This window comes from Candidatus Omnitrophota bacterium (assembly GCA_028715415.1).
Lineage (GTDB): Bacteria > Omnitrophota > Gorgyraeia > Gygaellales > Profunditerraquicolaceae > JAQURX01.
In genome coordinates this window covers 84,805-103,535 of the sequence record JAQURX010000005.1, presented here as the reverse complement: position 1 = coordinate 103,535, position 18,731 = coordinate 84,805, and the positions used below count along the sequence as shown (strand labels likewise).

Below are 18,731 nucleotides of genomic sequence, written 5' to 3'. Positions count from 1 at the left end.
GAATGAAAAATAAATTTGATCATTCACCCGAGACTGAATATTTATGGAATATAAATGTTTTGAAGTTTTTACTTATTATTTGTATAGTGTTAATTCATTCTAACAATTTTAAAATTAGATTTTCTGATGTTACATATTCGTTTCAACAAGATTATTGGCTTTTATATTTGGTTGCGTTAATAACTAATACTGTAGTTAGGGCTGCAGTTCCAGTTTTCTTTATTATTTCAGGGTTACTTTTTTTTAGAAATTATTTAACAAAAGATGATTATTTTAGAAAGCTTAGATCACGCGTTTCTACCATTATAGTTCCTTTAGTATTCTGGAACTCGATTATCCTTATTTTTCTTTATTTTTGCAATAAAACACCATGCCTCAGTAATTTTTTTACTCAAGGTCATTGGAAGCTACCGGATGCAAATATATTTTCTATTATAAATGCTATTCTTGGTATTACTAGATGGCCGTTTGTTTCCCAATTCTGGTTTCTTAGGGATTTATTCTTGTGTGTATTAATTGCTCCTATTCTACAGTACTTATTAAAGAATTTCTCTAGGATTACACTTATTATTCTAGGAATACTATGGTTATCGAGAGTGGCTATTCCTTTTAGATTGTTTCTTAGTGGTTTTGGGCATTTTACGCCACTATTTTTTTTCGCGGTAGGAGGTTATTTAACTATAAGCAAATTCGATTTTAAAAAAATTCTAAGGTTTAAGAAACAGATATTGTTTTTAAGTGTTGTTTCTGCTTTGTTTGAGGCTCATTTAATAGCAATTTTTGGTAAGTTTGGTTTTAGCCGAATCTTACATAATTTGTTTGTTATAATTTGGGTTCTTTTTTTCTTGAATTTGATGAATAGTGGGTTGAAAGACGTTGGCCTATTGAGAAAACTTTCGTTTTTTTCATTTTTTATATTTGCTACACATGAACCAATCATGACAATAATGCGCAAGCTTTTATTTAGATTATACTTACCTACTTGTAGTTTAGATTTATTTTTATTGTTTTGTTTAAACATAATTTTTACAATATCTATTTGTTTGATTTTTGGATTTTTAATCCAAAAATTCTCTCCAAAGTTTTTTAAATTTATTTCAGGATGGCGAACATAAAATGATGGTAAAATTTATTTTGCTAAATTGCAATATTTTACATTTTTCGGAAGCCATTGATTCGGTGATGAATTTCATAAAGCTGAAAAAAAGGTCAACCGTTTTCTTTTTGAATTCAGATTGTGTTTATAAATCTTTTACAGATAATGAGTATATTAATGTGCTTAATAACGCTGACATGGTTCTCCCTGATGGCGTAGGTTTACGACTTATCATTTGGTTTTTTGGCAAGAAAATGCTGGATAATTGTAATGGAACAGATTTCTGTCCAGTTTTAATGGAAAAATTAACCGAATTTAGATATAAAATTTTCTTCCTTGGTGGTAAGGAAGGGGTTGCAAAAAAAGCAGCAGACAATATGCGTAAGAAAATTCCCAATATTACCATTGTTGGGACTCATTCAGGATATTTTAAGGATGATAATCAAGTTATTGAGAAGATAAATTCTTCTGGAGCAGATGTTCTCTTTGTTGCTATGGGTGTACCATTGCAAGAGAAATGGATTGCAAGAAATAGAGAACATTTAAATCCTAGATTATGTTTAGGTGTGGGTGCATTATTGGATTTTTTGTCTGGAACCATCCCACGTGCTCCCAAATTCATGCGTTTGATACACCTCGAATGGCTGTGGCGCATAATTATTGAACCTAAAAGGATGTTTAAGCGATATATTATTGATGGATTTAAGTTATTTATTTTAGTTATTAAATACAAATTTAGTAGAAATTAATGAAAATAGATATCTGTGGAGCAAAAATAGATAATGTTACTTTTATTGAGGCCATAGAGGAAAGTATTAGTTTATCTTTTTGTAAAGATAAGTATCATTTTATTGTAACTCCTAATGTTGATCATTTAATGCAGTTGCAGAGAGATTCTGATTTAAAAATGGTTTACGATAATGCTGCATTGGTTTTGACTGACGGAATGCCGATTATTTGGCTATCTAAATTTCTTGGGAAAGGAATAAAAGAGAAGATATCCGGTTCAGATCTTTTACCAAAATTATGCGAAGTAGCAAGCGATAAAGGACTGAGAATTTTCTTTTTAGGTGGCAGGCTGGGATCAGTTGAAAGCGTGGAGAAGGCTTTTAAGAATAGATACCGTGGGATAAATATTGTAAGAGCGCATTGTCCATCTTTTGGGTTTGAAAAAGATGAAGTCGAGAATAGGCAAGTTATTGAATTGATTAAAGAGGTTCAACCGGATATTTTATTTGTAGGTTTAGGGACTCCTAAGCAAGAAAAATGGATTTATAGGTATAGAGATGAATACAAAGTTCCTTTGTCGATAGGGATAGGAGCGAGTTTTGATTTTGAGGCAGGAGTTGTTAAAAGGGCTCCTTTGTGGATGAGGAAAGTTGGTTTTGAGTGGTTTTGGCGTATTCTTATGGAGCCTAAAAGGCTTTGGAAACGATATTTAATTGATGATATGCAGTTTTTTTGGTTGGTGTTGAAGCAGAAGGTTGGGAAGAAATAGCGTAGATTCCCGCTTTCGCGGGAATGACAAAAGGGACGCGGGAATGACATTATTGTGTGTCAGTTATTGTAGGAATTACGCAATAGGGAGATTTTGAGAAATCTGTAGGAATGGTTTTACCGTTGTATTGAACTGTAACGTTGATTCGTTTAAGAAGCACAGGTGGTTTGCCCCAGTTAAATTTTCCTTCTTTGTTCCATCCAGAATCAGTATTCTTTACTTCGCTTATCGCAAATAATATATATTGATTATTATTCTTAAGAAGTGCAACTACGCCATCTTGATCAGTGGTTATAGTGAAGGGACCAAGTGCTTGAGGTTTATCTTTTATAAAGCCGATGATAGCGTTTAAATCAGGAGAATTGATAGTATATGCTCCATTATTAAGAGAAGTTTCATTTTCTTCATTTTTAAGAAAAATTAAACTGCTTAATGAGTTCAGGATTAATTGTTGGGGGTTAGCAATAGTGTTGAAATGACTTTCAATTTTAGTAAAATCCGGTTCAAGTTTCCATCCTCCACTAAAATTAAATTGAAATAATCCATCCCAATTGTTTCTTAGGGCTTCAGATGCTAAGATAATTGGTGTTTCATAAGCGTATTGGTTAGGGTAGCAATGATTCCATTCAGTAACTGTGTAGGGTTTACGGTTGCAAGTTTCAGGTTTCAAGTTACAAGGCGATTTCTCAATTAATAGTTTAATAATGCCAAGTTTTTTATCAAGAAGAGCAGATTTGTTATGGATTCGGAAATCATTTTTATCCCAAGGTTTGTTGGGAAATTTGGGATGATCCCAATATGCGTGTTTGTCAATAAAGTCGCAGGGTTCTAATGCATTTGTGCTGGAATATTGAGATCCAGTAATAGGGCATTTTACTCCGATATCTTTTTTTAAGGATTTCATTATTTCAGTGTAATATCTCTTTTCAATGTTATCTGTAGATTCTGTTGTTTGAGTTAGTTGATTCTTATAATAATCTGGCATTGTTTTTGGATCCTTTTTAGAAAGAGTAGTTTCATTAATAATCTCCACAAGCGCAACTGCAGGATCATCACAGTAGCGTAGTTTGGTGTAAGGATTGTAGTGAGTGAGTAAATCTTTGGCGTATTTTTTCTGTAACTCAATTAACTTTTTGTCAAACATTGAATATGGTTTTGCAGCCATGCCTAACATTGCCGCATCAACCACGCCATCAGCTTCAGTAAAGTGGCGAGCAACCAATAAATTCATATCAATGTAAATTCCTCGTTGTTTCAATAGGTAAATAAAATAATCAAGTTTTTCTAACTGTTTTTTGCTTAAGACGTCTGTTTTTTTCATTTGTGGGTCTTTAAAGGCAGGGCAGACGTCTTCGAAAATCCCCCGAGGTTCAAAGTAAAAATCCATATGATGCAGGCGCACAGCATTAAAGCCAAAATAGGCGATGCGGTCGGCTAATATTTTTGCTTGTTCTTTAGTAGGAAAGTTTGCATCAAAACAAAGGTTTGTCCCCCAAAATTTTGCCCTAGTACCATCTTCAAAATAAAAATGTCCTTCTTTTACCTTAACAAAGCCATGTTTACCTGCAGGGGCGTCTAAGACGAGCTTACCTATATTAAGGGGTGAGTTTTGGTCTAATTTTTCAGGAATGACGTAAGGATACCATTCGTCTGTATCAGAGGCGGTTGTGAGGACTGGGAGTAGAAGCGCTAGAAGAGTTAGAAGTAGGGTTGTTTTAAGTTTCATGGAGAGGATTATAACATAGATTGGGTTAAAATGAAATAGCGTAGATTCCCGCTTTCGCGGGAATGACAGAAGGGGCGGGAATGACAGAAGGGGCGGGAATGACAGTCGGGACCAGTCCCTTCATAAAAAAGTTAGTTAGATTTTGGTTGTTTTTACGTCTATTGGTGTATAAGGAGGAATTATTATGACAAAAGACATAGTTAGTGCAGAGGTGGTGGCGACAAAGATTCTGTTTATACGAGGAAGAAAAGTGATGCTGGATAGGGACTTGGCGGAGTTGTATGGGGTGTCGGTAAAAAGACTTAATGAGCAGGTAAAAAGAAATGCAAAAAGATTCCCAGCAGATTTTATGTTCCAGTTGAATAAAGAGGAGGTAGGAGTTTCAAGGTCGCAAATTGCGACCTTGAACGAACATATTGAAGATAAAGAAGTTATTACAATAACAAGAGGGAGAAATATCAAATATCTTCCTTATGTATTTACTGAGCAGGGTGTGGCAATGCTTTCTACTGTATTAAATTCAGATAAGGCTATTCAGGTTAATATTGCGATTATGCGTGCATTTGTTAAGCTGCGGGAGTTTTTATTGACACACAAAGAATTAGCGCAAAAGCTTGAAGAACTAGAGAGAAAGTATAACTTACACGAGAAAGATGTTCAGATGATACTCGAGGTTATCAAGCAGCTTATGACTACGTCTTCGGTACCAGAGAAGCCTAAGATAGGGTTTCATTCTTGAGGTCACAAATTGTGACTTCAAGATGGATTCCCGCTTTCGCGGGAATGACAGATGGGATGCAGGAATGACAGAAGGGTGCGGGAATGACAGAAAAAAATATTTTCTTGACACTGAGCAGTAAATTCTTATAATAACTTTTGAATTATTAAAAAACTTTATAAATACTTTTTCAATCAACTAAGGGAGGAACAGTGAAAAGATTTGTTTTTGGTTTAATATTGTGCGGTTTATTTGTTTTACCTGCAACGGCAATGGCAACAAGCGGCTGGTCGGATGATTTTAATGATAATCTCTTTAATTCCGCGGTTTGGGAGGATGGTTTTTACGGCGGGAGCACACCTGAGAGATTGTATTCTGTTGATCAAAATGGACATTTTGAATTCGTCAATCCTTCGGGCTATGAAAATGGCTGGAGCAAGACATACGAGACTGCTTTGTCATTGATAAGGTCTCAGTCTTCATTTGGATTAGATAATAATTTCTCGGCAAGAACTGATTTTCATTTTAACCCCTTGACAACCAAAGATAGCGATTTGTGGATGGGGCTGGCATTTTGGCCGAGTGATTTAGAAAGTCCTGCATATATTTTCTGCGCCGGGCCAGAAGTAAATAAAGGCCAGACTACATTTGCTAATTATATTTTAGAAGGTGGAAGCGGAAATGGTTATCTTTATCCCAGATTAGGAAGTGAAACGGATGGCACTATTTGGTATGATTATGATGCTTCTGGAAGTGGAACTTTAACAATGAGGATTACTGATCTTTCGGGGAATACTATTGTTGATCAAGAAGGTGATTTGGTCCAAGATACAGTAACTGATTTTAAGGTGCAATATCCGGATATAACTGACTTTAAGATTTTACTTGCCGCAGAAACTTTCGGCGCAGGTTTTGGTTTGGAAGGTGGAACAAGTAAAGCTTATTTTGATAATTTTAATGTTTCAGTTACTCCCGAGCCGGTAAGCAGTGCGTTATTTTTATTGGGAAGCGGATTGTTTGCAGCGCGTAAATTACGAAAAAGAAAACAAGGATAAATATGAATTCAAGAATTCTAAATATAGCAGTATTATTTTGTAGTTTAATATTTTTACCTATATTGCATGCACAGGCTTTTGATGTTTCGCCAGTGGTTGATGGAACTGTTTTTGATGGTAAATATCCAAATCTGTTTGACGGGCAAGGGGATTATATAAATTCAACTGGTTATCCGCAGGCAATGAATATGAATGGTTCTGCTTCACGAGCGCTTTTTGAATTTCCTCTTTCAAGTATTGAAAATTCATTTATTGCTGCAAGCCTGAATTTAACGGTTGAAGAGTGCCTTGGGCCTTTTCCATACACGTTAGGTATCTATTCTTATGCTGGCGATGGATACTTAGACTTTGATGATTACGCCCGCGGCAACATCATTGGTTCAATTACATTCAATGATCAATCTACGCTTAATTATGATGTTACTTCTGTTGTTCATGATTTAATTAGCTCTGGTAAAAGTTATGTTGGTTTTAATATAAGGAAAGAGGAGCAGGATATTCTTGCTCCTGGGCAGCCTTTTGTAGCATTTAGATCGTTAGAATATCCTCCATCTGCATATTTATCTGTTAAAGCTACGCCTGAGCCGATAAGCAGTGCGTTATTTTTGTTAGGAAGCGGGGCGCTGGCGATTGGGGTGAGGTTAAAAAAGAAGGTTTAACTATTTGTCATCCCTGCAGGAGTTGTCATCCCTGTAGAAGTTGTCATCCCTGTAGAAGTTGTCATCCCTGCGAAAGCAGGGATCCACTATATAGCGTAGATTCCCGCTTCTGCGGGAATGACAGCGAGGGATATTCCTTCCTAATTTGATTTATAAATTCGTTTATAAATAGATTAAAAAAGTGTTGACAGGTACGTCAGATTTAGTATAATAAAGTTGAAATATCCTTCCGGGATTTTCGTAATTCTAAATTGATAACCCGAAACAAAGAGGTTCCAATGAAATTTAAATTATTTTTAGTTGCATTGATTTCCCTCGTCGTATTTACTCCAGTTTATGCTTCTACAGTAACATTATCAGGGGATGTAGTTGTTGATAGGCAATTTACCGTCTGGATTAATGATACGGATGCCAATTTCTTGAATGCTCAATTAATAACCGGCGGTTCAAGCGCTAATCCCGATCCTGATTCCGCTCAAACTCATTTCAGCACACAGCTTACTCCGGGACACGATTATTATTTGACTGTTTTGGGTGCTGCTACTATAACTAATTTAGCTGGCTTTATTGGCGATTTTACATTGTCTGGCAGCGGGTTTAAGTTTGCAAATGGAACGCAATATTTATTGTCCAACGCAACTGATTGGACAGTGCGCCTTGAGCAATTTGATTTTCATAATTTTGGAGTTATAGATGAGCTTGCCTATGATGGGCAGGGTTATGGTGGAAAATGGAACATAGATTATCCTAATATTGATAATAATGCTAAATGGATTTGGACAAATGGCGGAAATGATTTATATTGCCAGAGATTTTTTACGACTAAAATTACCGCAACTCCTGAACCGATTAGCAGTGCGTTGTTTTTGTTAGGCGGAGCCGCATTAGTTGGATTAAGAAAACGAAGAGGTGTAAGATGAAAAAACTATTTTTAACGCTTGTATGTTTGTTTTTTGTTGCTGGTTCAGCTTGGGCAACTCCTCCTGATAATAACGGTGGTAAGGCTAAGATTTGGTTAAGTATTCCGGGAGCTGAGGAAGTCGGTATTTCAAGTGACCCTTGGCTAGAAGAAAGTGACCTAACTCATAATCCGAGTTTTACTCTAAATTTCCAGAATACTGCCGACGCTACTATTTTTGATGCACATCTTGTTTTGTCTATTCCGGGGACTTCATCTCCAACAGAGCCTTGGAAATTAACTGTTAATACCACACCATATTATTATTCCAGCTTTACTAATACAGGAAGTCACACTTATTTGCCTCCACATAGTATCTTTTGGCCAGAGGGGACAGCAAAATGGACAGAATATACCATTGGTGATGTAGCTGCTGGTACAACGATTGGAATACCGGTTTCAATCACCGATTTCATTAATTCAGGTTTAAAATTCCATTTTGATGCTTATGGAAGCTCTGATGAAAATAATCAAAACGGCTGGTATTTTAATCCACCTTCACATGATGCAAATGTAGTAACAACTCCAGAGCCAATTAGCTCGGCGTTGTTTTTGTTAGGTAGTGGAGCTTTAGCTGTAGGTTCACGTATTAAAAGAAAGAAAGCTTAATACAACTGTCATCCCTGTAGAAGTTGTCATCCCTGCGAAAGCAGGGATCCACTAAATAGCGTAGATTCCCGCGTTCGCGGGAATGAAATATTAGCGGAGAGAAGAAATTCTCTCCGCTTTTTTTTGCTTTTTTTGTGTTAGATTTTGCAAGTTTCTTCGTCTATTGTTGTAGCACCTGGCGCTTATCGGATTTGCGCCAGTGTGCCCTTGCTGGGCATAAGGAGGAAGAAAATATGGGAAAAGAATTGATTGTTGAGGCAGTAGCTGCGAAGATTTTAGTGATAAGAGGTAAAAAGGTTATGCTGGATAGAGACTTGGCGGAGTTGTATGGGATTGGAACAAAGGTATTGAATCAATCAGTAAAGAGAAATCGTAATCGTTTCCCAGGAGATTTTATGTTTAGTTTATCAGAAAAAGAGAAAAACGAACTGGTCACAAATTGTGACCGGTTTAAGCTATTAAAACATTCTTCAAGCACACCGTATGTTTTTACTCAAGAAGGAGTAGCGATGCTTTCAAGTGTTCTTAATTCTGAAAGAGCGGTTCAGGTTAATATCGCTATAATGCGGGCTTTTGTAAGAATTCGAGAGTTGCTTCTTACGCATAAAGAATTAGCAGAGAAGTTGGAAGAATTAGAAAGAAAGTATCAGCTGCACGAAACAGATATCCAAGTAATCTTTGAAGCAATAAAGAAGCTGCTTGAGCCACCACCTGAGCCACCTAAGCCAAGGTTTGGGTTAAATTAACTCTTGTCATCCCTGCGAAAGCAGGGATCCACTATATAGCGTAGATTCCCGCTTTTGCGGGAATGACAGAAGGGCGCGGGAATGACAGAAGGGCGCGGGAATGACAGATATGGATAAAAGTTATTATGTATATATTATGGCAAGCGGAAAGAAAGGTACGTTATATACTGGGGTTACTAATAATTTGTTGTTAAGGGTATACGAACATAAAAATGATATTATTGAAGGATTTACTAAAAAATATCGTGTCCACGATTTAGTTTACTATGAAATAGCGGAAGATATCAATAGTGCGATTATTCGTGAGAAATGTATAAAAAAGTGGAAAAGAGTTTGGAAGATTGAGTTGATTGAGAAAAGAAATTCCCATTGGAGAGATTTATATAAGGATATAGCGTAGATTCCCGCTTTCGCGGGAATGACAAAGTTCAGGGAATGACAAAGTTCAGGGAATGACAAGGTTCTGGGAATGACAAGGTTCAGGTAATGACATAAAAGACGCTTAGATGGCATAAAAAACAGTTAAGATTTGGAGTATAGTTTGTCATCCCTGCGAAAGCAGGGATCCAGAATTATTATACTAATTAAGAAATGCTATTTACCAAAGAGGTATTCGGCTTGGTCGGGTTTGATGTTTGAAGCGATTTCGTTGAGGAATTCATTGGCAAGTCTTTGAGCGTTTGGAATGTTTCCTTCGGTTGTAGGGATTTCAAGCCGCAGCATTAATCCCGCTTTCTTTTTATTCAATAATGTATTCCAGAATTCAAGTATCTTTTGTCCACCCCAGTTTACAATCTTTTTATCAATGCAGATCCAGTAAACAAGTAGCGTATTTTCTGATTCTTTTTGAACATAAAGTGTTTTAGCTACAAAAACCTTGTTTCCAACTTTTAGTTGAGTGTCAGCGAAGTCACTAATTTTATATCCTGAACCTCCAAAGCAAACCTTTGGATTATGGAAATTCCCCGCATCTAAGATTAAGAAAAGCAATCTCTCGCCTAACCTGTTAACGTAAGCGCGGCCGAAGATATTACCGATAAAGTTATATCGCTGGTCCCGAGTGTCAAATTTATTTGATACGTCTTGGCTAATCCAGTAATTGGTTCTCCATGGCACGTCAATTTTTGATAATATATTAAGGCTTTCGTATTTTGGTTTTGGAATCCCGAAGCTTACAGCGACGGAGAATAAAAGAACTGCTATAACTAGAATTTCTTTTTTATTTTTCATTTTCGTTTATTAAGTAATGCTTCCAAACCGACTAAACCAAGAATAAGGAAAACAAAAATCATATATCCGCTTATGTCATGGTATTTTTGGCCAATTGAATCGCCAAAATAAAAAGTTACCAAACACATTGAGACTACTCTTATGAGATTTCCGATTAAAGCAAACGGAATAATTGATGATAAGAGAAGAATCTTATTTTTCCGGTTATTCTTGCTTAAATATACGTATACAAGCCCTAAAGAAATCATTGTGATAAGCGATCGGAACCCGCTGCAAGGAGCGCCCATATAAATTTCATGGCTTCGTAGTTTTAAAAGCAAGCCCTCTCTGGTTATTGGATAGTTAAATGTTTTAAGTATAATTTCGGTGAGAACTGAAATTCCGTATCTCATGGGAACAGTAATACTGTCTAATATCCCGCTTGGAATAGGAACAAGCAAGAAAAGGTAGGAAAAAGGAAAAACTAAGGCTCTGGTTACTTTTCTGCCATATAAATAAAGTGATAAGCCGAATAAAAGAGGTATGAGGGAGAATGTAGCAATAAAATTAAAACCATTTCTATAGCCAATAATAAAGAGCGCAGCTGAAGCAATAAAAAGCGCCAGGCCTGTTTTTGAAACAACAGTAGGGATTGATTTATCAAAAGCTTTCTTTAGGTAAGCCCGCTTATACCAAATAAGCCCTAAAGAGACAGGTAAAATGAAATAAGCATGGGTATAGTCAATATATTCCCAGCCTGAACGATAAAGGAAGTAGAATGTTGGGGCATATAGGGTTGCGATAAGTGCCCAGATTATATAGTTAAGATTTATCATGGTAAATTTGAACTTTTTAAACTATTTTAATAGGAATATAAGTATATCCTATTGCAGGGCTTTGTCAAGGTATATTGAGGTTTTTTCTTGACAAATTATTGTATTTAATATATATTAAACGCTTCAAATGGAGGATAAACAAATGGCAAAAATCACGATTAAAGATTTAGACTTAAAGAATAAAACTGTTTTAATGCGTGCTGATTTTAATGTCCCGCAAGATGCTGAGTTAAAGATTACCGATGATACAAGAATTAAAGCCACAATTCCAACCATAAAATACATTTTACAAAATGGAGCAAAAAAATTAGTTTTAATGAGTCATTTAGGCAGGCCGGATGGCAAAGTTGTTGCAAAATACAGCCTTAAGCCGGTTGCTGACAGGTTAAAGGATTTATTGGGTGAACCGGTTAAATTTATTAATGAATGTGTTGGCGATGCAGTTAAAAAAGAAATTGATGCTGCTAAAGAGAGAATTATCCTTTTAGAGAATTTAAGATTTCACGCTGAAGAAGAAGCTAACGATGCGAATTTTGCCAAACAGCTGGCAAGCTTAGGAGATGTTTATGTTAATGATGCTTTTGGGACTGCACACCGCGCCCATGCCTCAACTGAGGGTGTTGCTCATTACTTGAAGGCTGCCGCAGGTTTTCTTTTAGAGAAGGAAATTAAATATTTAGGAGATGCCACACAGAATCCAGCCCATCCGTATGTAGCAATTTTAGGTGGAGCTAAAGTTTCGGATAAAATAGGAATGATTGAGAATTTATTGCCAAAATGTGATGCGATTATTATCGGCGGCGGTATGGCATATACTTTCTTAAAAGCCCAGGGTAAACCGATAGGAAATTCAAAATTAGAGAAAGATAAGATTGATTTAGCAAAATCAATTCTTGCAAAAGCAGATTCATTAAAGAAGAAGATTTTGTTACCCATAGATAACTTGGTTGTTGAAACTGTTGATGCTAATGCGAAGTCTGAAATTGTAGGCGAGAATATTCCTGATGGTAAAATCGCTGTTGATATTGGCCCAAAGACAATTGTATTATTTGAATCTGAGCTAAAGAATGCAAAAACAATAGTTTGGAATGGCCCGTTAGGAATCTTTGAAATGGATGCTTTTAGTAAAGGGACAGCGGAAGTCGCTAAATTTATCGCTACTCTTAAATGCACTTCAATTATCGGCGGGGGAGATACTGCTGCTGCAGTTGCTAAGTTTAAAGTTGATGATAAAATGTCTCATGTTTCAACCGGCGGAGGCGCAAGCCTTGAATTCTTAGAGGGCAAGGTTCTTCCCGGGGTCGCGGCACTTACGGAGAAATAAGATGAGAAAAATAATTATCGCGGGAAACTGGAAGATGTACAAAACAATTAATGAAGCAATTGAGCTGGCAAATGGCTTAAAAAGAGAGATTTTTAAGGTTGACAGCCTTAATGTCGATGTAGTTTTATGCCCTCCATATACCGCATTAAGCGAAGTTAATGAAGTAATAATTGAAACTGATATTGCTTTAGGGGCACAGGATGCTTATTGGCAGGATGAAGGCGCATTTACAGGGGAAGTTTCTTGTAAGATGTTGAAAGATGCCGGTTGTAAATATATTATCATAGGGCATTCCGAGCGCAGGCAGTTCTTCGGCGAGACCAATGAGACAGTAAATAAGAGATTAAAAGCTATCTTGCAACATGGCTTGACGCCAATTATGTGCGTAGGGGAAACTTTAGCAGAAAGAGAAAAGAATCTTACCTTTAAAGTTTTAGAAGATCATGTTAAAGGCGGGCTTAAAGATGTTAGCGCAACCGATGCTTTAAAAGTTGTTATCGCTTATGAACCTGTGTGGGCAATTGGCACTGGAAAGACTGCAACGCCTCAACAGGCTCAGGAAGCACATAAATATATTCGTGATTTGTTAAAAAAGATGTATAATGAAAACACAGCTAATGAGATTAGAATTCAATATGGCGGAAGCGTAAAACCGGAAAATACTACTGAGTTGATGAGTCAGCCTGACGTTGATGGGGCTTTAGTAGGTGGTGCAAGCCTTAAAGTAGAGTCATTTACCGAAATTGTAAAGAAAGCGAGTGAGGTTAGAAAATGATAATTTTGATTATTGCGGTCCATGTAATTGTTTGTATATTATTGATTGTTTTGGTTTTGGTTCAAAGAGGAAGAGGCGGCGGTTTAGTTGAGAGTTTCGCGGGTGTTGAGTCTATGTTTGGTACAAAAACCAATGAATTCCTTACGCGCTCAACAAGTGTTTTAAGTGTAATTTTCTTTATAACCTGTTTATCTTTAGCGATTATGTCTGTTAGGCAGAGCAAATCGTTGATGAGAGGGGTAAAGCCTGCAGCTGTAACACAGGCTGCTCAGCCAGCAGCAACAGCAGCAACAACAACCCAGCAAGTAACACCGCAAAAAGAAGAGCCTAAAACACCAGCAACACAGGAAACACCTAAAAAAACTCCTTAAGGGTGAATAACTCAAAGGTTACAGTAATAAAACAATTTAAGCTACCGATTTTCTTGGTAGCTTTTTTGTTTGTATTTCTTTCCCAAAGTTTTGCAAAAGATTATGGTGATGCTATTGTTTCAGGTTCAATTGCTGACGCAAGGAATCTTTTGCCGTTACTTGCTTCCGATTCCGCTTCCCAGTCAGCAAGCGGGCTGATTTTTAACGGGTTAGTTAAGTATGATAAAGATATAAATTTAGTTGGAGATCTGGCGGAAAGCTGGGAGATAAAAGACGGCGGGTTAACCATAATTTTTCATTTAAGAAAAAATGTTAAGTGGCACGATGGGTTTCCTTTTACTGCCTCGGATGTGGAGTTTACCTACCAGAAATTAATTGACCCTAAAATCAGGACGCCCTACAGTGGGGATTTTGAAAGGATTAAGTCTTTAGAGGTGATTGACGATTATACCGTTAAAGTTACTTACAAAGAACCATTTGCTCCGGGCCTTGCCAGCTGGGGGATGTCAATTATCCCGAAGCATCTTTTAGAAAAAGAGGATTTAAATACAACGAAATTCTCCCGTCATCCTATCGGCACCGGCCCTTATAAATTTAAATCATGGAAAAGCCAGGAGAAGATAGAATTAGCTTCAAACCGAAATTATTTTGAACACAGGCCTTATCTTGACCGTGAAATATTCAGGGTAATTCCTGATGAATCAACTATTTTTTTAGAGCTGCAGACGCAAGGGCTTGATTCTGCCGGGCTTACCCCATTGCAATTTACCCGTCAAACAGACACGCCTTTCTTCCAGAAGAATTATCGCAAATTTAAAGTGCCGAGTTTTACTTATATCTATTTAGGATTTAATTTGAACAATCCTAAGTTTAAGGATAAAAGAGTCAGGCAGGCGCTTAATTATGCTGTAGACAAAAATGAAATAATCAATATTGTGCTCTTAGGATTAGGCAAGATTTGCACAGGGCCGTTTGTCCCAAATTCATGGGCATTTAATGATAAGGTAAAACCCGCTCAATTTGATTCTAAAAAAGCAAAAGAATTATTAAGAGAGTGCGGTTGGATTAATAAGAATGGCTGGCTTGAAAAAGATGGGAAAAGGTTTGAATTTACAATTATTACCAATCAGGGCAATGAAGAACGACTGAAAGTTGCGCAAATTATTCAGCGCAGGCTCAAGGATGTAGGAATAAAAGTTAATGTAAAAGTTTTGGAATGGAGTGTATTTTTAACAGAATTTATTGATAAGAAAAATTTTGAATCGGTTTTGCTTGGCTGGGGGCTGGGTCGCGAGCCGGATAATTTTGATATTTGGCATTCATCAAAAACAAAAGAAGGTGAATTTAATTTTATCGGCTATAAAAATGAAGAGGTTGATAACTTATTAACTTCCGCGCGCAGGACATTTAATCAGGAAGAGAGAAAAGCTTGTTACCATAGAATCCAGGAAATACTTTACGATGAACAGCCTTATATGTTTTTGTATGTTCCGGATGGATTGTCTGTTTTGCACAGCCGTTTCCAAGGTGTGAAACTTGAGCCGATTGGCATTGGATATAATTTCATTGATTGGTGGGTGCCTCTAGGAAAGCAAAGATATAAGACGGTAATATCTAGTAGATAAGAAGCTGTCATCCCTGCAGGGCAATGTCATCCCTGCGAAAGCAGGGATCCACTAAATAGCGTAGATTCCCGCTTTCGCGGGAATGACATGAAGAACGCGGGAATGACAGAAGGGCGCGGGAATGACATGCGATTGTCATCCCTGTCCCTGCTTTCGCAGGGATAAACTCCAGCAGGGATCCAGTAAAATATGATTAAATATTTAGCGAAAAGATTATTGATGCTTCTGCCGATTTTCTTCGGCATTACGATTATTAGTTTTTTTATTATTCATCTTGCCCCGGGAAAGCCTACTGAGATTCAGCAATCGCTTAACCCTAAGGTTTCTTTAGAGGTCCGCCATAGGCTTGAGAAATTATATGGCCTTGATAAGCCTCTGCATGAACAATATTTTAATTGGGTTAAAAAGTTGGTTAAATTTGATTTTGGCAATTCATTTAGCGATGGCCGCCCAGTCTTAAATAAAATCCTGGAAAAAATCCCCATAACTTTAGTTATAAATGTCCTATCTTTAATAATAATTCTTATTCTTGGAATTGCATTGGGAGTAAGAAGCGCAATCAGGCCAAATCAGGCATTTGATAAAATCACGACTATCTTTGTTTTTATCGGTTTTGCCATGCCTACTTTTTGGCTGGCTTTGCTTCTGATGAATTTATTCGGGATAACATTAGGATGGCTGCCAATTTCCGGAATCACTTCTTTGGATTTTGAATATTATAGCTTTTGGGGGAAAATTGCAGATTTAAGCAGGCATTTGATGCTGCCTGTTTTTGTTTCATGCATCGGAGGCTTGGCGGGAATTTCCCGATATATGCGTTCAAGTATGATTGAAGTTTTGAATCAGCCGTATATTTATACAGCCCGTTCAAAAGGTTTACCGGAAAATGTGGTTCTTTATAAACACGCGCTTAGAAATGCAATTATGCCGATTGTTACTATTTTAGGTTTATCAATTCCCGGGCTTTTAGGAGGAAGTGTTATCTTTGAGTCAATTTTTGCTCTTCCGGGTATCGGCCGTTTATTTTATGAAGCTGTAATGACGCGTGACTATCCATTGATTATGGCTGAAGTTGTTTTGGGTGCAGTTTTAACAATGCTTGGGAATTTAATCGCTGATATCAGTTATGCGTATGTTGATCCAAGGGTAAGGTTTAAAAAATGAAAAACAAAGCTTTGTTAGCGGGAATAATAATTATTGGTTTTTTTAGCCTGATTGCAATCTTTGCGCCGATAATCAGTCCATATGAACCTTCAATTATTGACCAGAATAATCTACTTATGGCTCCGTCATCCAAACATTTATTGGGGACTGATAGCTTAGGAAGGGATATATTAAGCCGGATTATCTATGGGGCAAGAATTTCTTTAAGCATCGGTTTAATTGCAGTTGGCATTGCAACTCTGCTTGGGCTGATTTTAGGCTCAATAGCTGGTTTTTACGGCGGGTTAATTGATATGATTATTATGCGCTTTGTTGATATTATGCTTTGTTTTCCGACGTTCTTTTTAATCTTGGCTGTTGTGGCAATGCTTGAGCCGTCGATTTTTAATATTATGATTATCATCGGTTTAACCAGTTGGATGGGTGTCGCACGGCTTGTCAGAGCTGAAATACTGACGCTGAAAGAAAGAGAGTTTATCCAAGCCTCGCGAGCAATCGGAGCCTCAAATTTTAGGATAATATCTCGGCACCTAATCCCGAATGCAATTGGGCCGGTATTAGTTAATGCAACTTTGGGTATTGCGGGAGCAATTCTTCTAGAGTCGGGTTTAAGTTTCTTAGGACTTGGTGTTCAACCGCCTGTCCCCAGCTGGGGTAATATTCTTATTGAGGCAAAATCAACATTAGGAGTCGCCTGGTGGATTACGGTTTTCCCGGGTTTGGCAATTCTTGTTACTATATTAGGTTTTAATTTCTTAAGTGAAGGTTTAAAAAAGAAGATCGGATAATGGCTAATCTATTGGATATTAATAATCTAAAAGTGGAATTTGATTTAGGAGGGCAGTCTATCAGCGCTGTTGATGGAGTTGATCTAAGTATTAGAAATAATGAAATTGTTGTTTTAGCAGGGGAATCGGGATCGGGTAAAACCATAAGCGCTTTGTCGGTAACTAAAATCTTACCTAAGAATGCAAAGTTAACCAGTGGAAGTATCATTTTTAATGGCGTAGATTTATCAGGGTTAAGGGAAAGCGAACTGGTAAAAGTAAGGGGGCAGGAAATTGCTTATATTTTCCAAGAGCCAGTGAGCTACTTAAATCCGGTTTACACAATCGGCAATCAAATAATGGAAGCAATAATGCTTCATAATGATAAGCCTAAAGAAGAAGCTTATTATGTGGCACTTGATTTGCTTAGGCTGGTAAGGATTAAGGACCCGGAGAGAGTTATGTATGATTATCCGCATCAGCTTTCTGGAGGGATGAACCAAAGGGCTTTTATCGCAATGGCGTTAGCCTTAAAACCAAAACTTCTGATTGCAGATGAGCCGACCACTTCACTTGATGTAACAATTGAATCCCAGATACTTGATTTATTGGTTAATCTGAAAAAAGAATTCGGGTTTTCGCTTCTTTTTATTACTCATAATTTGGCAATCGCGCGTAAAATAGCGGATAGGGTTTATATAATGTATAAAGGCAAAATTGTTGAGTCCGGCCAAACAGAGAGGATTTTTAATTCGCCCGTGCATTTTCATACAAAAGAATTAATTCGGGCTTATCAATTAATCGGTAGATTATGAATATCGTCCAGATAAAGAATGTTTCCAAAGATTTTATAGTTGAGCGTGGATTATTTAAATCTGAAGGCGGTATAGTTAAGGCGCTTGATAACATAAGCTTTGAGGTAGGGCAATTTGAAACATTAGGAATCGTTGGAGAATCCGGATCTGGAAAAACTACCCTTGCAAAGGTCATCCTTGATTTAATCAAACCGACCAGCGGAGAAGTGGTTTTTAACAGTTCATTGATAAATAATTTCAGGAAGGACGTACAGATAATTTTTCAGAATCCTTATAATAGCCTTAACCCTAAAATGCGAATTATTGATATATTGTCTGAGCCGCTTTTAATCCACAAGATTGTTGAGAAGGGGCGTTTCCACTCAAAAGCAATGGAATTGTTAAATATGGTTGGTTTGGAAAATTCCGTTCTTGGCAGATACCCGATTGAATTTTCCGGTGGCCAACGCCAGAGGATTTGTATCGCGCGCTCACTTGCCAGTAATCCAAAGTTCCTTGTTTTGGATGAGCCGATTTCTTCACTTGATTTGACAATTCAGGCTGAAATGTTGGAATTATTTACTAAATTAAAGAGAGAATTAAGCCTTACCTATATCTTTATCAGTCATAATTTAGCGGTGATTAAGTATCTATCCGATAAAGTAATTGTCATGCAGAATGGCAGGATTGTTGAGCAGAATTCATCTAAGGCGATATTCAGCGCGCCTATGGAAGAATATACACAGAACCTATTAAAATCGATAATTTAACAGTTAGTAGTTTAAAACGGTATTTTTTCAT

General features: G+C 37.1%; 21 protein-coding genes. 18 read left to right on the top strand and 3 right to left on the bottom strand.

The annotated features are described in order from the left end of the window. The first annotated feature begins 2 nt into the window (after positions 1–2). Genes PHO70_03370 through PHO70_03360 form a run of 3 tightly spaced genes read left to right on the top strand, consistent with a single transcriptional unit; the run spans position 3 to position 2,594 of the window. On the top strand, positions 3–1,115 hold the full coding sequence (locus PHO70_03370) for an acyltransferase (protein ID MDD5432009.1): 1,113 nt from the start codon (positions 3–5) through the stop codon (positions 1,113–1,115). A 1-nt stretch (position 1,116) separates the two neighbouring features. After that, positions 1,117–1,845, top strand: coding sequence for a WecB/TagA/CpsF family glycosyltransferase (locus PHO70_03365; protein ID MDD5432008.1), 729 nt, complete (start codon positions 1,117–1,119; stop codon positions 1,843–1,845). Continuing rightward, positions 1,845–2,594: a WecB/TagA/CpsF family glycosyltransferase gene (locus tag PHO70_03360; protein MDD5432007.1), complete on the top strand. Its 750-nt coding sequence runs from the start codon at positions 1,845–1,847 to the stop codon at positions 2,592–2,594. Before PHO70_03365 ends, PHO70_03360 begins: the two co-directional genes overlap by 1 nt. 49 nt (positions 2,595–2,643) lie before the next feature. On the opposite strand, the gene PHO70_03355 is transcribed toward PHO70_03360, so the two are convergent. Then, a complete protein-coding gene (locus PHO70_03355) occupies positions 2,644–4,320 on the bottom strand; it encodes a hypothetical protein (protein ID MDD5432006.1) in 1,677 nt (558 codons plus the stop codon). Positions 4,321–4,504: 184 nt separating this feature from the next. Between PHO70_03355 and PHO70_03350 the strand changes: the two genes are divergently transcribed. The 7 genes from PHO70_03350 to PHO70_03320 all read left to right on the top strand — a co-directional run bounded on the left by PHO70_03350 (position 4,505) and on the right by PHO70_03320 (position 9,465). Then, complete coding sequence (locus PHO70_03350) at positions 4,505–5,059, top strand: ORF6N domain-containing protein (GenBank protein MDD5432005.1); 555 nt, start codon at positions 4,505–4,507, stop codon at positions 5,057–5,059. Positions 5,060–5,250: 191 nt separating this feature from the next. Next, positions 5,251–6,093 (top strand): PEP-CTERM sorting domain-containing protein, encoded by an 843-nt coding sequence (locus tag PHO70_03345; GenBank protein ID MDD5432004.1) that lies wholly within the window; start codon positions 5,251–5,253, stop codon positions 6,091–6,093. Positions 6,094–6,095: 2 nt separating this feature from the next. Then, positions 6,096–6,752, top strand: coding sequence for a hypothetical protein (locus tag PHO70_03340; protein MDD5432003.1), 657 nt, complete (start codon positions 6,096–6,098; stop codon positions 6,750–6,752). A 278-nt stretch (positions 6,753–7,030) separates the two neighbouring features. Continuing rightward, positions 7,031–7,672 (top strand): PEP-CTERM sorting domain-containing protein, encoded by a 642-nt coding sequence (locus PHO70_03335; protein ID MDD5432002.1) that lies wholly within the window; start codon positions 7,031–7,033, stop codon positions 7,670–7,672. Further along, complete coding sequence (locus PHO70_03330) at positions 7,669–8,319, top strand: choice-of-anchor N protein (protein MDD5432001.1); 651 nt, start codon at positions 7,669–7,671, stop codon at positions 8,317–8,319. Before PHO70_03335 ends, PHO70_03330 begins: the two co-directional genes overlap by 4 nt. A 233-nt stretch (positions 8,320–8,552) precedes the next feature. Next, on the top strand, positions 8,553–9,065 hold the full coding sequence (locus tag PHO70_03325) for an ORF6N domain-containing protein (protein ID MDD5432000.1): 513 nt from the start codon (positions 8,553–8,555) through the stop codon (positions 9,063–9,065). A 109-nt stretch (positions 9,066–9,174) separates the two neighbouring features. After that, positions 9,175–9,465, top strand: a complete 291-nt coding sequence (locus PHO70_03320) for a GIY-YIG nuclease family protein (protein MDD5431999.1) — start codon at positions 9,175–9,177, stop codon at positions 9,463–9,465. Positions 9,466–9,659: 194 nt separating this feature from the next. Here PHO70_03320 and PHO70_03315 read toward each other — a convergent pair whose 3' ends face one another. Both PHO70_03315 and PHO70_03310 read right to left on the bottom strand, forming a co-directional pair. Further along, complete coding sequence (locus PHO70_03315) at positions 9,660–10,295, bottom strand: EpsI family protein (protein ID MDD5431998.1); 636 nt, start codon at positions 10,293–10,295, stop codon at positions 9,660–9,662. Next, positions 10,292–11,110, bottom strand: a complete 819-nt coding sequence (locus tag PHO70_03310) for an exosortase/archaeosortase family protein (protein MDD5431997.1) — start codon at positions 11,108–11,110, stop codon at positions 10,292–10,294. Before PHO70_03310 ends, PHO70_03315 begins: the two co-directional genes overlap by 4 nt. 142 nt (positions 11,111–11,252) lie before the next feature. On the opposite strand from PHO70_03310, the gene PHO70_03305 reads away from it, so the two are divergent. The 8 genes from PHO70_03305 (at position 11,253) to PHO70_03270 (ending at position 18,700) form a co-directional block, all read left to right on the top strand. Beyond that, a complete protein-coding gene (locus PHO70_03305) occupies positions 11,253–12,434 on the top strand; it encodes a phosphoglycerate kinase (protein MDD5431996.1) in 1,182 nt (393 codons plus the stop codon). Between the two features lies 1 nt (position 12,435). Next, positions 12,436–13,209: a triose-phosphate isomerase gene (gene tpiA, locus PHO70_03300; GenBank protein ID MDD5431995.1), complete on the top strand. Its 774-nt coding sequence runs from the start codon at positions 12,436–12,438 to the stop codon at positions 13,207–13,209. Continuing rightward, a complete protein-coding gene (gene secG / locus PHO70_03295; protein ID MDD5431994.1) occupies positions 13,206–13,580 on the top strand; it encodes a preprotein translocase subunit SecG in 375 nt (124 codons plus the stop codon). Before tpiA ends, secG begins: the two co-directional genes overlap by 4 nt. A 2-nt stretch (positions 13,581–13,582) precedes the next feature. Further along, positions 13,583–15,205, top strand: coding sequence for a peptide-binding protein (locus PHO70_03290; GenBank protein ID MDD5431993.1), 1,623 nt, complete (start codon positions 13,583–13,585; stop codon positions 15,203–15,205). Positions 15,206–15,394: 189 nt separating this feature from the next. Further along, entirely contained in the window at positions 15,395–16,369 is a 975-nt protein-coding gene (locus PHO70_03285; GenBank protein ID MDD5431992.1) for an ABC transporter permease, read from the top strand. Then, a complete protein-coding gene (locus PHO70_03280) occupies positions 16,366–17,157 on the top strand; it encodes an ABC transporter permease (GenBank protein MDD5431991.1) in 792 nt (263 codons plus the stop codon). The genes PHO70_03285 and PHO70_03280 overlap by 4 nt, the downstream gene beginning before the upstream one ends. Beyond that, entirely contained in the window at positions 17,157–17,951 is a 795-nt protein-coding gene (locus tag PHO70_03275; GenBank protein MDD5431990.1) for an ABC transporter ATP-binding protein, read from the top strand. Before PHO70_03280 ends, PHO70_03275 begins: the two co-directional genes overlap by 1 nt. After that, positions 17,948–18,700, top strand: coding sequence for an ATP-binding cassette domain-containing protein (locus PHO70_03270; protein MDD5431989.1), 753 nt, complete (start codon positions 17,948–17,950; stop codon positions 18,698–18,700). The genes PHO70_03275 and PHO70_03270 overlap by 4 nt, the downstream gene beginning before the upstream one ends. Positions 18,701–18,731 lie beyond the last annotated feature (31 nt).

Excerpts from the sequence above, each read along its gene's own strand:
- PHO70_03320 (MDD5431999.1), top strand. The coding sequence starts at position 9,175 with ATGGATAAAAGTTATTATGTATATATTATGGCAAGCGGAAAGAAAGGT.
- secG (MDD5431994.1), top strand. The coding sequence starts at position 13,206 with ATGATAATTTTGATTATTGCGGTCCATGTAATTGTTTGTATATTATTG.
- PHO70_03275 (MDD5431990.1), top strand. The coding sequence starts at position 17,157 with ATGGCTAATCTATTGGATATTAATAATCTAAAAGTGGAATTTGATTTA.
- PHO70_03370 (MDD5432009.1), top strand. The coding sequence starts at position 3 with ATGAAAAATAAATTTGATCATTCACCCGAGACTGAATATTTATGGAAT.
- PHO70_03335 (MDD5432002.1), top strand. The coding sequence starts at position 7,031 with ATGAAATTTAAATTATTTTTAGTTGCATTGATTTCCCTCGTCGTATTT.
- PHO70_03325 (MDD5432000.1), top strand. The coding sequence starts at position 8,553 with ATGGGAAAAGAATTGATTGTTGAGGCAGTAGCTGCGAAGATTTTAGTG.
- PHO70_03285 (MDD5431992.1), top strand. The coding sequence starts at position 15,395 with ATGATTAAATATTTAGCGAAAAGATTATTGATGCTTCTGCCGATTTTC.
- PHO70_03340 (MDD5432003.1), top strand. The coding sequence starts at position 6,096 with ATGAATTCAAGAATTCTAAATATAGCAGTATTATTTTGTAGTTTAATA.
- PHO70_03355 (MDD5432006.1), bottom strand. The coding sequence starts at position 4,320 with ATGAAACTTAAAACAACCCTACTTCTAACTCTTCTAGCGCTTCTACTC.
- tpiA (MDD5431995.1), top strand. The coding sequence starts at position 12,436 with ATGAGAAAAATAATTATCGCGGGAAACTGGAAGATGTACAAAACAATT.
- PHO70_03360 (MDD5432007.1), top strand. The coding sequence starts at position 1,845 with ATGAAAATAGATATCTGTGGAGCAAAAATAGATAATGTTACTTTTATT.
- PHO70_03315 (MDD5431998.1), bottom strand. The coding sequence starts at position 10,295 with ATGAAAAATAAAAAAGAAATTCTAGTTATAGCAGTTCTTTTATTCTCC.
- PHO70_03365 (MDD5432008.1), top strand. The coding sequence starts at position 1,117 with ATGATGGTAAAATTTATTTTGCTAAATTGCAATATTTTACATTTTTCG.
- PHO70_03280 (MDD5431991.1), top strand. The coding sequence starts at position 16,366 with ATGAAAAACAAAGCTTTGTTAGCGGGAATAATAATTATTGGTTTTTTT.
- PHO70_03330 (MDD5432001.1), top strand. The coding sequence starts at position 7,669 with ATGAAAAAACTATTTTTAACGCTTGTATGTTTGTTTTTTGTTGCTGGT.
- PHO70_03350 (MDD5432005.1), top strand. The coding sequence starts at position 4,505 with ATGACAAAAGACATAGTTAGTGCAGAGGTGGTGGCGACAAAGATTCTG.
- PHO70_03305 (MDD5431996.1), top strand. The coding sequence starts at position 11,253 with ATGGCAAAAATCACGATTAAAGATTTAGACTTAAAGAATAAAACTGTT.
- PHO70_03310 (MDD5431997.1), bottom strand. The coding sequence starts at position 11,110 with ATGATAAATCTTAACTATATAATCTGGGCACTTATCGCAACCCTATAT.
- PHO70_03270 (MDD5431989.1), top strand. The coding sequence starts at position 17,948 with ATGAATATCGTCCAGATAAAGAATGTTTCCAAAGATTTTATAGTTGAG.